Below are 14,172 nucleotides of genomic sequence, written 5' to 3'. Positions count from 1 at the left end.
TACTATGTTTCGAAAATTTCATCAGATCGACACCGCCTTTCGCTACATCCGCACCTTCAGCCTGGTGCTGGTGCTGGCCAGCGTCGCCGTCAGCTGCCTGGCCCTCTATTACAGTTACCGGCAGGTTCGGCAAGCCCAGGAGCGTGTTTACATCCTGGCAGGCGGTAAGGCCCTGGAGGCTTTCGCCGCTGGCGGCCGGGAGAACCTGCCGGTAGAGGCGCGGGAACACGTTCGTCAGTTCCACCAATACTTTTTCACCCTGGCTCCCGATGACAAAGCCATTGAGGCAACCATGGCACGGGCACTCTACCTGGCTGATCACTCGGCCAAGCAGGCTTATGACAACCTGCGGGAGAGCGGCTACTTTTCCAACCTGATCACGGCCAACATCAGCCAAGAGATCACCATAGACAGCGTGCAGGTAGACACCGGGCAAACCCCTTACCGCTTCCGTTGCTATGCCCATCAAAAACTGGTGCGTACCACCTCGGTGATGACGCGCAACCTCATCACCGAAGGCTTCCTGCGCCCCGTGGCCCGCTCGGACAACAATCCTCATGGCTTTCTGATCGAGCGTTGGACCACTCTGGAAAACAGGCAACTGCATACCCAGGCCCGCTAGCCTGCCATCGAACGGCAACAAGACTAATGGCACAAAGCAATCATCCATCATAAAGCAAGCAAAACATGAACACACCATCCGACATTAAGCTCCGCCAACGAAAATTCTTCCTTGTCCTGCCCCTGCTCGTACTTCCCTTCCTAACCCTAGCCTTCTGGGCGCTCGGAGGCGGCCGGGGCATTCCCTTTCCCCTGCCTGATGCCACCGGGAGCGGCGGACTCAGCCTGGCGCTGCCCGACCCGCAGTTCAAGAAGGGAAAAGCACAAGACAAGTTCAGCCTCTACGAGCAGGCCCGGCGGCGCCTGTCAAAAAAAGGTACTGACTTGGACAACCCGGTATTGCCCACTCTGGGCATGTCAGGCTCTGAGGCAGACACGTTGGTTGCACCCGATCCGCTGGTTCTCCCCCCTGCCTTAGCTAACAATGCAGCACAGGCAACAGCCCTTCCTACTCCTCAGCCAAAGGAAGCAGAAATACACCAGCGCCTTGCCCAGCTCTCCGCTATAGCAGCCGGTACCACACCAGCGCCAGTTTCTCAAGGCATTCCGCCTGCCCGGCAGCCCGTCAGATCCAGCGCTAGTTTCAGTCAGGACGTGGACAGGCTGGAGGCGATGGTCCAGCGCATGGCCAATGCCAGCACCCCAAATCCTGAAATGCAACAAATGGAGGCCCTGCTCGAGCGCATCCTTGATATTCAGCACCCTGAGCGCTTGAAAAGACAAGCAGCGGAGCATGCGTCGCTGGAGCCGCCTCCCGCCCAGGTGCAGACTAACAAGCGGCAGGCAGCCATCACCCTACTGAATGGATCTGAGGCCCCGGCAGCCGGCTTTCACGCCCTGCAGCCCCCGCAGCCTGTCGCCAAGGCAAACGCCAACACCGTGGAGGCGGTGATCCCCACCACCCAAACGCTCACGACAGACGCGCAAGTTAGGCTGCGCCTGCTTGAAGACCTATACCTGGAGGACCGACGCATTCCCCGGGGTAGCCTCCTCTACGGCATTTGCCGGCTCCGCGGAGAGCGCCTTATGATCGACGTCAACTCCGTCTTGGTGGGCAAGGCAACCTTGGCTGTTGCCCTGTCTGCCTACGACTTGGACGGCCAGGAAGGCCTCTTTATTCCGGGGACTGCCGGGCGGGAAGCTGCCCGGCAGGGAGCAGGGCGTGCCCTGCAGCAAAGCCTGCAACTGCCAACGCTTTCCCCTTCAGTGGGAGCGCAGGCCACGGGTGCCGGCATTGCCGCGGCTCGGGACCTGCTCAGCCGCCAGACGCGGCAGGTGAAGGTGACAGTAAAAGCCGGCCATCGCCTGCTCCTGCAAAACCGCTAAGACCTTGTTTAACTTTTCCACCAAATAACAGATCATGCCATGAAAAACAAAAGCTTCTATCTAATCCTGTGCCTGCTCCTGTTACGGCTGCAGGCTTATGCCCAGACGGACGTTGAGCCCCTGCTAGAGCTGAGCACCCATCAGACCACCAGCCTCGTTTTCCCCTACCCTATCCTGAGCGTGGACCGGGGCAGTGGGGATGTGCTGGCGCAGGTTCCTGAGCAGACGGCCAACGTGCTCCAGGTCAAAGGCGCACGGGAGAACTTTCCCGGCACAAACCTAACTGTGATCACCACAGACGGTAAGCTTTACAGCTTCCCTGTACGCTATGCCCCTGCTCCTTCAAAGACCCTGCTTACCCTAGACCGGCTATCAGCTGTCGAGACTTCAGTCCTGCTGCCAGGCGACAGGTTGAATGAGGCCAGGTTGTCAAGTATCTGTCGCCAGCTGGCTGAAGACACTCCGTTTTACCACGGCATCAAAGCTAAGGCGGGAGGGATCAAGGTGGCCCTGGAAGGAATCTACACGAAAGGAAATACCATCTTCTATCGGCTCGTACTCCACAACGCTTCCACCCTTGCTTATGCGCTGGAGACTGTACGCTTTGCCACACGCGACAGGCAGCAGGCCAGGCGCACGGCCAGACAAGAGGTTGACTGGCCTCCCTACTATGCCTGGGAAGCGGAAGACGCCGTGGTGGCACCGGGTGAAGCGAAGGTGTTGCTCTACGCCCTAGAGCGCTTCCCCCTAGGTCCCGGGCAAGAGCAGGTTATCGAGCTTTATGAGCGCCACGGTGCCAGGCACCTGACCCTGAGAGTCCGTGGCAGGCACCTGCAGCAGGCCAGTTCCCTCCTCTTTCACTGAATCATTATTCTAGTTTCATCTCCCATAAACCTATAACATATGAACTCCAAAAACCTCGATTACCTCAAGGACGAACTGAAGTACACGGGCTTTGGCGAAAAGCTCTACAGCGCCCTAGAGCAACAGCTCAAGCAACAGGCCCCACAGTTCCAACTCCAGCTGCAGCTGTCCTACCACAACAGTACGGTAGACCATACCCTGCACTTCCGCCGCTCAGATCAATCGGACAGGTATTTTTTTAATAAGTACGAGGCGACCCTGCGCTCCCCTGACCTGGATCAGGACAGAAGCCACACCTTCTACATTAACCGAAACGGCGGCATCACCACCAAGGAGGCCTATAACCTGCTGCAGGGCCGGGCAGTGCACAAGGAACTGCTAACATCAGAAAACCTACCCTACAAGGCATGGGTACAGCTGGACCTGAAGGCGCGGGAACCTTCGGGCAACTATAAGGTCAAACAGTACCATGACAACTATGGTTTTGATCTGGATAAGACCCTGCAGCATTTTAATATCAAAGAGCTTCAGGACCCGCAGCAAAAGGAGCTGCTGCTCTACTCCCTTCGAAAGGGTAACCAACACCCCATCACGGCTTTGGAGGAAGGCTATGAGGTGAAGCGCTTTGTGGAGGCAAGTCCCCAGTTCAAGACCATTAACATCTACAACGAACAGCGTCGCCCGGTGATGCGGGAGACCATTCAGCGGCAGGAGCAAAAGCGGGAGCCGGAAAGGCAGCAGCAGGTGCATACGCCGGATACCACTCTAAAGGAGGCGGCAGAGAAACGGCAGTCCCGCCGGAGGGGAGTTTCTTTGTAACTGTTCTCACTCTACTGCTGGTCTTTTTTATACCTTTCATAACACTTGCTTAATTGACCCTGCAACTGGTTAAGAAGAATTTGTTCCTTAGCTTGTTCAAAGTTTGATTCCTCTACGGGCTACACGAAAGGCCTTCAGTTAACGCTGAAGGCCTTTTTTCATGTTTCCTTTTCAACTATATGTATATTTTGTTTGATAGTCGTGTCTCCTCTCGAAATACCGTAAAAGCTGATGTCGGCAGGGAAGAAACCTTCTTTGGAGTATTCAATTAAATACCTTCCATCCTGCAACTCATCACTTTTCGGTGTAAAGACAAAGGTATAGTTTCCCTTATCATCTGTGGTTGTAGTGGCAATGTCACGTTGTGGGCTGCCCAAAGGTACTGCTGGTCTTGCCCAAGAAAGTTTCAATGATACACCTGACGCTGCTACTGCCGAGTTATTTTCGGTAGTGACTTTACCCGTAATTGTAACGCAGTTGCCAGAACAAGGCTCATTTAGCCTGTCACGGTCTTTACAGCCTGAAGTTATGAGCAACATGAGGATGAAGAGACAAATAAAAGATGTTTTCATATGGGTTTTTATATAGATTGCTTTTTTGCCTAACGGCCTCGTGTAAAAAACGTGCAAGGCCATCGGCTGAGACATGATTTTTACACAATGTTAGCTGCAACCATTCTTATTTCAATTGCAGTTTCATCATTATGTCTATCTGCTCATCATCTCCTAGTTTGAAAATGTGCCTATCAAATTCCACGAAACCATTTTTCTCATAAAAGCGAAGGGCTCTTGGGTTTTCTTCCCAAACCCCTAGCCAGACATAATCCACGCCTTTGTGCTTGGATATTTCCATTGCCTTCTCGTAAAGGATTTGCCCGACCTTCTTTCCGTGGAATTCCTTTAGAACATAAATGCGTTCGATTTCAAGGGTGTTTTCATCCTTAATTTCTGTCTGTGACTCTCCAAAGTTGACCTTTAGATAGCCAATTACTTTATCAGCAAATAGAGCAAAATAAAACTCAGAGTTCTTGTCCGCCAATTCGGCTTCTAGCTTATCTGTAGAAAACCCTTCATTCAGATACTTTTTCATATTCTCTTCGCTATTCCCAGAAGAAAACGTTTCGGAAAATGTCTGTCTGCCGATTCTCTGTAATTGGTCTATATTGTCTACAGTTACTCTTCTTATTTCAATATTTTCCATTTTCACTCAGTATTTTCTTTATTTTTGGTTACAGCTAACCTTTAGATTAGCGCTATATTATTTTTCCAATACTGTCAGCACCCTTTCACTAGGTATAGGAGTACTGCTTTTACCTATACGGACGGGTGCATGCAGAGCCTGAAGCGAAGCGAAGGTTGAGCATGCATTGTGTTGGTAGAAGATGTTTTTTTAAAGTGAAGAAATGATAACATATAAGCCCATAATGATACCAAAGATACCCCCAGAAATTAAACCAGCATTTCCTATGTCAAGCCAACTACTTTCTTTACTATCATCTTGATACCATATTAGTAACAGTATTACACCAGTTAACACAAACACAAACCCCCATAAGAAGCTGTACCAATCCATTTTACTACTAATTCACTTTATTTTCAGATAATTCTAATATATTAAATTTATCTATATTCTATAACATCATTTACTACCAACGGTTAGGCTAAACGGCGGCGGAGGCCGATGCTGGTGTTTAGCTGTTGTTGGGCAAAGTCTTTTTTATTTTTCTAAAAACCCACCAAATCGTTAAGAACAATATTATCAGGAGTCCTATAGCCATGTTGGATAGTCCAAAGTACAACATGGTTTCAGCTTTGGACTCAATTTTCTCCTTTGTCGTCCCATAATCCAATGTCAGGCCATTCTTGAGCCACAAGTATGTTCCAAAGATTATAGAAAGTACAGAAATCCATTTAACAGCTCCTGAGATTCTTTCTTCTCTTTTAGTTGATGTTCTGATGATTTCTATTAACGGATAGAGCACCAAAGCAACGGAAGTCAATATTTCCAGAATAAGAATCATCAATAATTTATTTACTTAAGATTTTGCCCAACGTTACTGGTGCAGCCGAAGCCCGAAGCGGAGCAAGGGTTGATGCTGCACTTTGTTGGCTGTTGTACTTTTAATATCCATTCGTATGGTTCTTGGTAAGAATTGGGTCTTCTACGCTACCTCTATAAAGTTCTAATGCATCATTTATAAATTGGTAAACCAAGGGATGACTATCTTTTTGAGGTGAGAGAGCATAAAATTCATATTCAGGTCCATTTTCATGTTGTACTCTTATTTTTAAGAGTGTCCCGTCTAAGATAATTCTGCTTTTGTCGCTTTTCTTTACATGTAGATTCTTTTCCCTTGATAGAGAATCACTGATACGAAGCAAGGGGTGGTTTGAAGAGATAATCAAACTGTCTTTATCATAGCTTTTATACTTTTCAAAAAGTTGGGTTAGCCGCTTTTGCGCTTCCAAATCATTCAAGAAGGTTTCAGTTAGTTCTTGAATTTCTAAGCTGTCTTGTTTCGTGGGTTTTGAATCCTCCTGCTTTCTTTTAAAATAAATGACTTTTGCTGTGTCTGTATCTTTCAAAAGATGAATCTTAAACTCTGAATTACTGGCTGATGCATTTGCCGTGATTTCAATTTTGTAATTTCCTGTAGTTTGCGAATAGCAATTTAGGGCTGTAAGGGTCAGAAACAGAAGTAAGAATGTTTTCATATTTTAGATTTAGCTTGTATTACTGCCAACGGGTTCGTGCAGCCAAAGCCCGAAGCGTAGCAAGGGTTAAAGCTGCACCGTGTTGTACTGCGTAGTTCTTATTCTCCTAATGCGATTATTTGCCTGTGAAATTCAGTCCCATTTTTGAAAGTATAGTAAGCCGACTCTGTACCTAAACTGTGCCTTACAAAATTATAAACCACCTTTTCTTCAAATCTTTTTAAGTTCTTATTCCACACTTTTGCCTTGCCATCAAGTATAAAGTCCTTGAAGATGTACTGGTCAGTAAACCCGGCTAAATCGTATTCTGCTAAATCTCTGTCGCTTTTCTGGTTTTGCCAGTGCTTCACAACAACGTCATGATTTATGCCATCTAATATTTGCTTATCCTTTTTTAGCTGAGCTATGATTCTGTAATCCCATCTGGGGTCGAGCTTATTGCTATTCAGAAGCCTGTCAACTCGCTCTTTCATTTCTGCCAAGCTGAAATACACAACTGCTGAATCAGTTTCATAGCCTACTTTGGTGCCGTCACCTATACTTTTGAGTTTTATAGTTTTAGAAGTATGTTTTGCCCTTGAACCACTGCCAAGGATAGAACAAGAAGTGAGAAGCAATAACAGCAATATGGTTACATACTTTAACTTCATTTTATAAATTCCTATGTGGTACAACGGTTTCGGGCTTTGCGTTCGGGCGGGTTTTGGAGCACAAAACTGTCAACCAGCACCGAACTTGAATAAAAGCACAAAGCTCCAAGTTTGCACATCACCCCGCCTGACGCAAAACCCGTGTTATGCGGTCGGCTTTCTATTTCGGTCAGTTGTTTCATTGTCAATTACAGCAACTTGTTCCTGCCTGAATGGGTGGACATTTTACTGTCCCGTAGCTACAATAAACGCAACAGTCGCCTTGTTTTGGCTTTAAAACTTTCTTGCAATTTTCACACTCGTAAAAGTATTGGCAAGCGTCTGTCGGCATAGTTTCTTCTTTCTTATGTCCGCAGTCGGGGCAAGTGATTGTTGATTGTAGTATTATGTTCATTTTATTTCTTTCTTGTCGGTTACTGAATAGCCTGTTTTTGCAATGGCTTTTTCTATTTCTTGAATGTCGGTTTTGGTCTTGTCAAACTCCACAATTGCGTTTCCGTTTTCGTATGAAACAGTCGTGTTAAGTATTCCTGTCAATTTATTCACTTCGTGGTTTACGTGTTCTTCGCAACCTGTGCAAGTCATTCCGTTAATTGTAAATTCCGCAGTCTGAATGTTCGCTTGTTCGGTTACAATTGTTTGTTTCTCTGTCTTAGGGAAAAAGATATGTGCATAGGTCGGAAACGCAAGCATTAGTCCTGCAAAAACTGTCACGATACCTAAAAATTTCTTTGTCTGAATGAATGGTGTTTTTTCGGTCGTGTCGCAGTTGCAGTCCACTTGTTTCTGCGGTTTTAGTTTCTGATACCAAGCAAATCCAAGCACCAAAACTGTCAAGCCGATTAAATACGGTCTTAATGGGTCAAGCCACGAAAAAGTCGAAGCAAGTCCACTTGTCCCCGCCAACAAAGTCAAAACAGGTGTAATACAGCAAAGTGAAGCTGAAATTGCTGTCAAAAGTCCAAGTCCTGCGAGTTTATTTTCTGATTTCATTTTCTATCTATCTGTTTGTTTCGGTGTCGTCTTCTAAGCTGCCGCATAACGTTACTCGTGCAGCCGATGGGCGAGGCAAAGCCACGCATAAGGGCTGCACTTTGTTATGGGGTTTTGTTCTTCAATTCTATTATGTCAACCAAGTTGTACAGCACGTTCAAAAGCGTCTTATACCTGACATCAGCCTTTCCATTCTTCACCTGCACCGCTTGATTGTTCTTAAACCTAATTCTCAATTCAAACTGCTGATTATCTGCTGGCGGTGGTAACTGATTTTTACTTACTTTTTGAAAGTCGATGTGGCTTAGCAATTCATTTAAGTTTTTCAAAAGCTGTTGAGGCAGCTGCCCATGGTGCTCTCCAGACTTTTCTGAATAGAGTTTGCCAACATATTCAACCTGGCCGTTTTCATTAATTGTCAAATCGAAAACAGGGCAATTCCCTTCACAAGGACCAGTACTAAAATTAATGGTACTAAACTCTAATTCAGGGTTGACTGGCTTAGCTCTTGAATAGCGGAGAATTTTATTGACCTGTTCGAGAACCAGAGAATCTTTGTTCAGTTTTAGGAGCTTAAGTGAGTTACTTGTACCGTTATTATTGACTGTCAACAAATCATCGGTCAAAGTGTAGGTATGGAAGCCCGATGTTCTCTTAGTGGGATAAAGCATAATAGAGTCCCAAACTACAAAGAATTGCTGCTCGCCTTCCCAATAGCCCTTGATTTCACTTGCGTGAACATCTCCATTTATAATTTCCTGCTGCTGTGAGCAAGAACCAAGGAGAATAACCGACACAAGTAAAATTATTGCTTTCATATATTATCAATTCCCCATAACGTGCTGGTATAGCAAATGGCAAGGCGTCAGCCGCAGCATAGATGCTATACTTTGTTGTATGGGGTTATTTTTCAATTTTTTGTACAGTCAAGCAACTGTTATCCTGCGATAGTTCGAAGTTGATTGCCCACTGGAAACCAGTATCAAAAACTGTCATTAATGTGTCTCCACTTTGGGCGGCTCTATCGAAGCTGAGAGAGCAAATTATAAATTTTAACCAAGGTCCACCAAGATTTAACAACCCGATTCCAACGTAGTCATTTACAGCTTGGTCAACTACGTTTGTCTTAAACCACACAGGGCGATAACTATAATTCTTCTGAAGAACTTTTCGAATAAATTTAATGACTTCAGGTATTTCAACTTCCAGTTCTTGCTGGTTGAGTAAGTCTGGATTATTTAAGTCCACTGGAATTACTTTTTCAAAGCTTTTTCCGCCAAGTCTGTCTAAAGTGATTCCTACGTCATCTATAGCGAACTCCTGTTTAATTCTTGTCTCGTAGTAGCCTAAAGTAAATTCCATCAGGTCATTCATTCTATAATTTTAATCCCATACAACGGCTCGTGTATACCTTGTGCGAGGCTATCAGCCGAAGCATAGGGTGTAAACCTTGTTGGGCTTAGTTTTTCTTATCTACAACTATAAAATCGTATGACTCTGAAAGACGTGCTTCTATATTTTCTTCGTTCCAGAAGAATCCGTCAAAATGTTCCATAAACCCAAAGCAATTATCTATGGGAGCAATTATCAAGCTATTGTTTTTGTTTCTTATCCTTATTCCTACATCCACAAGGTTCTTATACTTTGGTTCTAATGGAAAATCTTCCGCTGTGCTAGGTTTTATCATAAGCTCTTCTTCAGTCTCAAATGAAACCGCAATTAAGTCAGCGACTACCTTGGCTGCAGCTTCATCCCCAACTCTAATATTTACATTTTCTTTTTCTACTTTCTTCCAGTAGAGCAATGTCTGCAATATCTGTATACTCTCTATCTTAAAACTATCAGCTACTACTATATCTGACCTTTCAAGTTTAACACTTTCATGGTATAGCACGGGGAAGGTATATTTAATTTCCTGCTCCCCTGTTTCGCTTAGACCTGTTTCCAGCTCCATAGGGAATAGAATGTGATAGTCGCCAAAGTCCAGAATGTAGTACATGAAATTATAGATAACCCTTTCTGCTGTCTTTCCTATCAGTAGCCTTAAGGTATCCACGGCTTCTTTCGAGTATTCTATTTTTTTCAATTGCTTGAGATTTTATACTTACAAATTGAGCCCAACGTACTGGGCTATAGGGTGGCGTAGCTGCCCTATAGGTGTGGTTATAGCTTGTTGTTCTTTCAGCAACCACATTCTCCATAAAACTCTTTAACTACTTCTTTACCCTTCTTTGATTTTATTCGCATTGTCCCTTTTTGCTGCCAAGTCTCTTCTACCTGACTGACTTGTTTATAGTCAAGGGTAATTTCAAAATCTTCTGAAATCCAAGTTTTGATGAAATGGTCGTCTGCTACTTTTTTGGTGTTACTTAGACTAAAGCTTTTCATTTCTCCATTGATTGAGACGAAGGCATTGCTTCCATAGTCATCCACATAGATATATTGGTCACTTTCAAAGTCACTCTCATTACTGGAGAAGTAACAAGAACAACCTTCTATTTCTGGTGGAAATTCGGAAAAAGTATCAATTATTATACTTGAGTCAGTAGATGATTCATTGGCACCGAAAGAGGCTTTGCTGTTTGAGCAGGAAAACAAAAGTCCTGAAAGTATAAATAATGTTAAGGAGTAGCTATTCAATATTTTATTCATACTTTCTAATTAGCTATAACGTACTTGGCCATAAGGCGGCGTAGCTGGCTTATGGGTGTGGTTAGGTAATGTTTTTTTCTTACTGTAAGTATGTTTTTCTATACTGCTCTGTTATAGGGCCTTTATTCTTTTCCCTATCATACATATTCTTATCATCATGCCCAAACCAGCCAACTCCATCTGGAACAAAGGCTGAAGGGTTAGCTCCTTCAACTAATTGATTCTTGTAATAGACGTTATCTTTGTCCTTTATGTAGTAGGGGCTAAGAATCTTGGCAGAAGTGTAATCTAATGAGTCTATTCTTAATTCATGCCAGTAGAAGAAGCTGTTGTCCTTACCCCAATCTTCATCTATGACTGCAAATTCATTTGGGGCTACGCCGTCTAATTTTTCAAATTTATGATATACATGGTTTTTATCTTTTGACCAAAGTTTGTCTATCACTTCAAAGGTGTTTACATCAGCTTGTTTTATCTTACTATCATTCACTCCGAACTGTAATAAGTAGACGTTGCTTTTGTCTTTCCAGTAGTACTTCTTGATTTGTTCAAAAGTTGATGGGTCAGCGTCAGCTAAGATTGAAATTCCGACAAATACATGTTTCTTATCTTTAGCAAGGTCTAAGTTTGTATTTTGGTTGATAACTTTAAATGAGCTGTAATCAGCATTCTCTACTTCCAAATACCTAACACCAATCCTTGCTTCATTAGAACTTCTTAAATAAACCTTGCCATCCTTTTTAGTATAGCCTGAACAGCCTGTGAGAACTATAATAATTAGCCCAAGAAGAAACTGCTTATAGTTCATTGATTCTTTTACAAAAAATTTATAATTCAAATACTACCTAACTAGCGGCTATGCGAAAACATACGGTTATTGACACTATGTGCGAAGGTGGTTGTGCCTGTTTTATGGCAGCCACCTTTTCCTTTTATCGTCTTTCCAATAGTCTTCATACGCATAGTATATTCTTTAGCTAATATAGAAGTAATCTACAGATTATCAAGCGGGCTGGTGATCTTTTCCAGCGAGTGGCTTGTCACGTGCGTGTAGATCTCGGTGGTGCGGCTGGAGCCATGGCCAAGCAGCGTCTGGATGTAGCGCAGGTCTGTGCCCTGCTCCAGCAAGTGCGTGGCGAAGGAGTGCCGCAGCGTGTGGGGCGTCGCCTTCGTCTTTATACCTGCCTTCACCATACTGGCCCTAAACACGTTGCGGATGCTCTCCACCGTGTACTGCCCGCCTGTCTGCCCCTCAAACAGCCACACCTTTGGCCGATAGACTTTATAGTATTCTCTCAGGCTCTCCAGCAGCTTTGCCGATAGCAGTGTGGTGCGGTCCTTCTTGCCCTTGCCCCCTCTGATAAACAATAGGTTCCGGTCCGACTGCACGTCTCCTAGCCTCAGGTTGATCACCTCCCCTATCCGTAGCCCCCCCGCGTAGAGCAGCTGCAGCAGGCAGCGGTGCTTGACATTCTCGGTGGCCGCGAGAACCCGGGCCACCTCCTGCTTGCTGAGCACGGTGGGCAGGCGGCGGGGCTTCTCCGGCCGCTCCACCAGGTTGAGCTGCACCTCATGGCGCCCCAGCACCCGCTGAAAGTAGAACTTGACGGCGTTGATAGACTGGCTGACGGTGGAGAAAGAGTACTTCTGGCTCTGCACCATGCCCCGGTGGTACAGGTTGATTTCCTCTTCCGAGAAGGCGTTGATCTTCTCCAGCCCCTGCTCCTTGTGCCCGTTGAGGAAGCGCAGCAACAGCGAGTGGTAGGTGCGGATGGTGTTGAGCGAGTAGTTTAGCAGGAAAAGCTTCTCAAGGTATGCCACAGGGCAGGCAACATAGCCCTCGCCCTTGGCGTAGGTCTGCTCCCAGAGCCTTGCCTGCAGCCTCAGGTCCCGCACCTTCAGCGTCTGCGCCAGCCACACCTGCGCCACCCCCGCCACATCGTCGAGCAGCAAGTGCATTTCAGCGCTGCCGGTTCCCATCACAAAGCACTTGAGCACGGGCAGCCATGTACAGCTTTTGCTGAGCCGCAGGCACTCATAAATGCTCCTGTCGAAGGCGTGGCTGATCTGCACCAGCGCTCTCCCCTCGTGCTCCAGCGGCTGCAGCCGAACCACCGGCAGCACCGGCGACTTCTGCAGTGGCTCAGAGGCATGCCCCCCGGCCAGGATCACCGCCCCCTCGGCCGGCCTTAGCCGCTTGGGCCGGTACAGGTAGCGCGAGTCCACCTTGGCTGTGCCCTCGAAGTGAAGGTGCAGCCGCTCAATGCTCTGCTCGGAGCGGTGCATCACAAAGCATTTGTAGGTCTTACTGTACCTAATCCAGCCGGCCTCCTTGAGCCGCTTAGTGATAAAAGGGTTGGGCTTGTGCCAGATGCGAACAAAGGGCTTCCCATCGTGCTCGAGGGGGTTAAGGAAGATGACAGGCTGCGATGAGGCGTAGTACATGTCGCGTTAAATTGATAACTATGCGCAATAACGCGCTTTGCCGACACTTAGTCGGAGATTACCCGTATAGTTCCGTAAGCATCCGGATGATCCGGTTATAGCCGGATAATCCGGGTATAACCGGATACGTACGGCTAGAACAGCAGCTTATGGAAAAAGAAAGCAGGAAATGCGGGCAGTGCGGCACAGCCATGGCGGGAAGGTCAGACAAGAAGTTCTGCTCAGACCAGTGCCGGGCAGCGGCGGGTAACCGGCGCAAACTCGAGGACGAGGGCGAGCAGCTCATGCGCACTGTCAACGCCTCCCTGAGAAAGAACAGGCACCTCCTAAAGCAGGCGAGCCCCCAGGGCAAGACGACCGTCAGGCGCAGGCTGCTCGAGATGGACGGCTTCGACTTTCGTCACTTCACCCACACCTACCGCACCAAAAACGGCAATACCTACCACTTCTGCTACGATTACGGGTATCTGCTGCTGCCTGAGGAAAAAGTGCTGATCGTGAACTGGCAGCCTTACATGGAAAAGTGAGGGAATGGCTGCAATAAGCCTGCAAGGGCGGCCGGCTTAACCTGTTTAAGAATTTAATAGAAGGAGCAGAAAAAATCAATAATTTTGTTTAAAGAACTGGAGCTCAAATAGTCCAAAAAACTCCACTGTTCCCCATTTGTACCTCATCAGGAAACAACATATTGTAATACACTAACTCACAATCTATTACACACAGTCATCACTTTCTGCATCGGCAAATAAGAACCTAAATCAACTTTATAGTGAATTACATAAAAAGCCCCTGACAGTGATGGCAGGGGCTTTTTATATGTTTCCCATAAATGTAGGTGGCCTGCATTTTTTCAACGCGTTCCCAACGTGCTCAGAGGCAATCAACAGTTACGTTCGTAGGTGCTGGGCCTCCCATGGCCTTTGCTTGTGGTGGTGGTGGGAAAAAGAAGAAGGGCCCCTCTCTTGCGAAAGGGGCCCTCTTGTTGGGGTTGGCGGCCACCTACTCTCCCGGGTGTGACCCCAGTACCATCGGCGCTCCCGGGCTTAACTGCTCTGTTCGGAATGGGAAGAGGTGCTCACCGGGGCCAT

At 46.6% G+C, this 14,172-nt stretch carries 17 protein-coding genes and 1 rRNA gene; 5 read left to right on the top strand and 13 right to left on the bottom strand.

Features of this window, described 5'->3' with window-relative positions; all coding sequences use genetic code 11:
• Positions 1-4 precede the first annotated feature (4 nt).
• The 4 genes from traK to PXG97_RS18710 all read left to right on the top strand — a co-directional run bounded on the left by traK (position 5) and on the right by PXG97_RS18710 (position 3,630).
• Complete coding sequence (traK, locus tag PXG97_RS18725) at positions 5-622, top strand: conjugative transposon protein TraK (protein WP_276499358.1); 618 nt, start codon at positions 5-7, stop codon at positions 620-622.
• Between the two features lie 65 nt (positions 623-687).
• A complete protein-coding gene (traM, locus tag PXG97_RS18720; RefSeq protein WP_276499357.1) occupies positions 688-1,947 on the top strand; it encodes a conjugative transposon protein TraM in 1,260 nt (419 codons plus the stop codon).
• Between the two features lie 39 nt (positions 1,948-1,986).
• On the top strand, positions 1,987-2,811 hold the full coding sequence (gene traN / locus PXG97_RS18715) for a conjugative transposon protein TraN (RefSeq protein ID WP_276499356.1): 825 nt from the start codon (positions 1,987-1,989) through the stop codon (positions 2,809-2,811).
• Positions 2,812-2,850: 39 nt separating this feature from the next.
• The gene (locus PXG97_RS18710) at positions 2,851-3,630 is read left to right on the top strand and encodes a hypothetical protein (RefSeq protein ID WP_276499355.1); all 780 of its coding nucleotides are present in this window, start codon (positions 2,851-2,853) and stop codon (positions 3,628-3,630) included.
• A 158-nt stretch (positions 3,631-3,788) separates the two neighbouring features.
• Here PXG97_RS18710 and PXG97_RS18705 read toward each other — a convergent pair whose 3' ends face one another.
• The 12 genes from PXG97_RS18705 to PXG97_RS18650 all read right to left on the bottom strand — a co-directional run bounded on the left by PXG97_RS18705 (position 3,789) and on the right by PXG97_RS18650 (position 13,084).
• The gene (locus PXG97_RS18705) at positions 3,789-4,202 is read right to left on the bottom strand and encodes a carboxypeptidase-like regulatory domain-containing protein (protein ID WP_276499354.1); all 414 of its coding nucleotides are present in this window, start codon (positions 4,200-4,202) and stop codon (positions 3,789-3,791) included.
• Positions 4,203-4,308: 106 nt separating this feature from the next.
• Positions 4,309-4,830 carry a GNAT family N-acetyltransferase gene (locus PXG97_RS18700; RefSeq protein ID WP_276499353.1) on the bottom strand — a complete coding sequence of 174 codons (522 nt, stop codon included), beginning with the start codon at positions 4,828-4,830 and terminating at the stop codon, positions 4,309-4,311.
• Positions 4,831-5,750: 920 nt separating this feature from the next.
• The gene (locus tag PXG97_RS18695) at positions 5,751-6,344 is read right to left on the bottom strand and encodes a hypothetical protein (RefSeq protein ID WP_276499352.1); all 594 of its coding nucleotides are present in this window, start codon (positions 6,342-6,344) and stop codon (positions 5,751-5,753) included.
• 98 nt (positions 6,345-6,442) lie between these two features.
• The gene (locus PXG97_RS18690; RefSeq protein ID WP_276499351.1) at positions 6,443-6,994 is read right to left on the bottom strand and encodes a hypothetical protein; all 552 of its coding nucleotides are present in this window, start codon (positions 6,992-6,994) and stop codon (positions 6,443-6,445) included.
• Between the two features lie 184 nt (positions 6,995-7,178).
• Positions 7,179-7,388 carry a GDCCVxC domain-containing (seleno)protein gene (locus PXG97_RS18685; RefSeq protein WP_276499350.1) on the bottom strand — a complete coding sequence of 70 codons (210 nt, stop codon included), beginning with the start codon at positions 7,386-7,388 and terminating at the stop codon, positions 7,179-7,181.
• On the bottom strand, positions 7,385-7,987 hold the full coding sequence (merTP, locus tag PXG97_RS18680) for a mercuric transport protein MerTP (RefSeq protein ID WP_276499349.1): 603 nt from the start codon (positions 7,985-7,987) through the stop codon (positions 7,385-7,387). The genes PXG97_RS18685 and merTP overlap by 4 nt, the downstream gene beginning before the upstream one ends.
• Before the next feature lie 104 nt (positions 7,988-8,091).
• Complete coding sequence (locus PXG97_RS18675; RefSeq protein WP_276499348.1) at positions 8,092-8,805, bottom strand: DUF6438 domain-containing protein; 714 nt, start codon at positions 8,803-8,805, stop codon at positions 8,092-8,094.
• A gap of 85 nt (positions 8,806-8,890) precedes the next feature.
• Positions 8,891-9,361 carry a hypothetical protein gene (locus PXG97_RS18670; protein WP_276499347.1) on the bottom strand — a complete coding sequence of 157 codons (471 nt, stop codon included), beginning with the start codon at positions 9,359-9,361 and terminating at the stop codon, positions 8,891-8,893.
• Positions 9,362-9,446: 85 nt separating this feature from the next.
• Positions 9,447-10,073, bottom strand: coding sequence for a hypothetical protein (locus PXG97_RS18665; protein ID WP_276499345.1), 627 nt, complete (start codon positions 10,071-10,073; stop codon positions 9,447-9,449).
• A 95-nt stretch (positions 10,074-10,168) separates the two neighbouring features.
• Entirely contained in the window at positions 10,169-10,639 is a 471-nt protein-coding gene (locus PXG97_RS18660) for a hypothetical protein (RefSeq protein WP_276499344.1), read from the bottom strand.
• A 79-nt stretch (positions 10,640-10,718) separates the two neighbouring features.
• On the bottom strand, positions 10,719-11,447 hold the full coding sequence (locus PXG97_RS18655) for a DKNYY domain-containing protein (protein ID WP_276499343.1): 729 nt from the start codon (positions 11,445-11,447) through the stop codon (positions 10,719-10,721).
• Positions 11,448-11,632: 185 nt separating this feature from the next.
• A complete protein-coding gene (locus tag PXG97_RS18650) occupies positions 11,633-13,084 on the bottom strand; it encodes a tyrosine-type recombinase/integrase (RefSeq protein ID WP_276499342.1) in 1,452 nt (483 codons plus the stop codon).
• A gap of 149 nt (positions 13,085-13,233) precedes the next feature.
• Between PXG97_RS18650 and PXG97_RS18645 the strand changes: the two genes are divergently transcribed.
• Complete coding sequence (locus PXG97_RS18645; RefSeq protein ID WP_276499341.1) at positions 13,234-13,611, top strand: hypothetical protein; 378 nt, start codon at positions 13,234-13,236, stop codon at positions 13,609-13,611.
• Between the two features lie 459 nt (positions 13,612-14,070).
• On the opposite strand, the gene rrf is transcribed toward PXG97_RS18645, so the two are convergent.
• Positions 14,071-14,172 (bottom strand): 5S ribosomal RNA (gene rrf, locus PXG97_RS18640); the annotation flags it as partial.

The sequence above is a fragment of the Pontibacter litorisediminis genome, assembly GCF_029360645.1.
In the GTDB taxonomy this organism is placed as follows: domain Bacteria; phylum Bacteroidota; class Bacteroidia; order Cytophagales; family Hymenobacteraceae; genus Pontibacter; species Pontibacter litorisediminis.
Note: the sequence above shows the minus strand (reverse complement) of the source record. Positions and strands in the feature narration are given on the sequence as shown.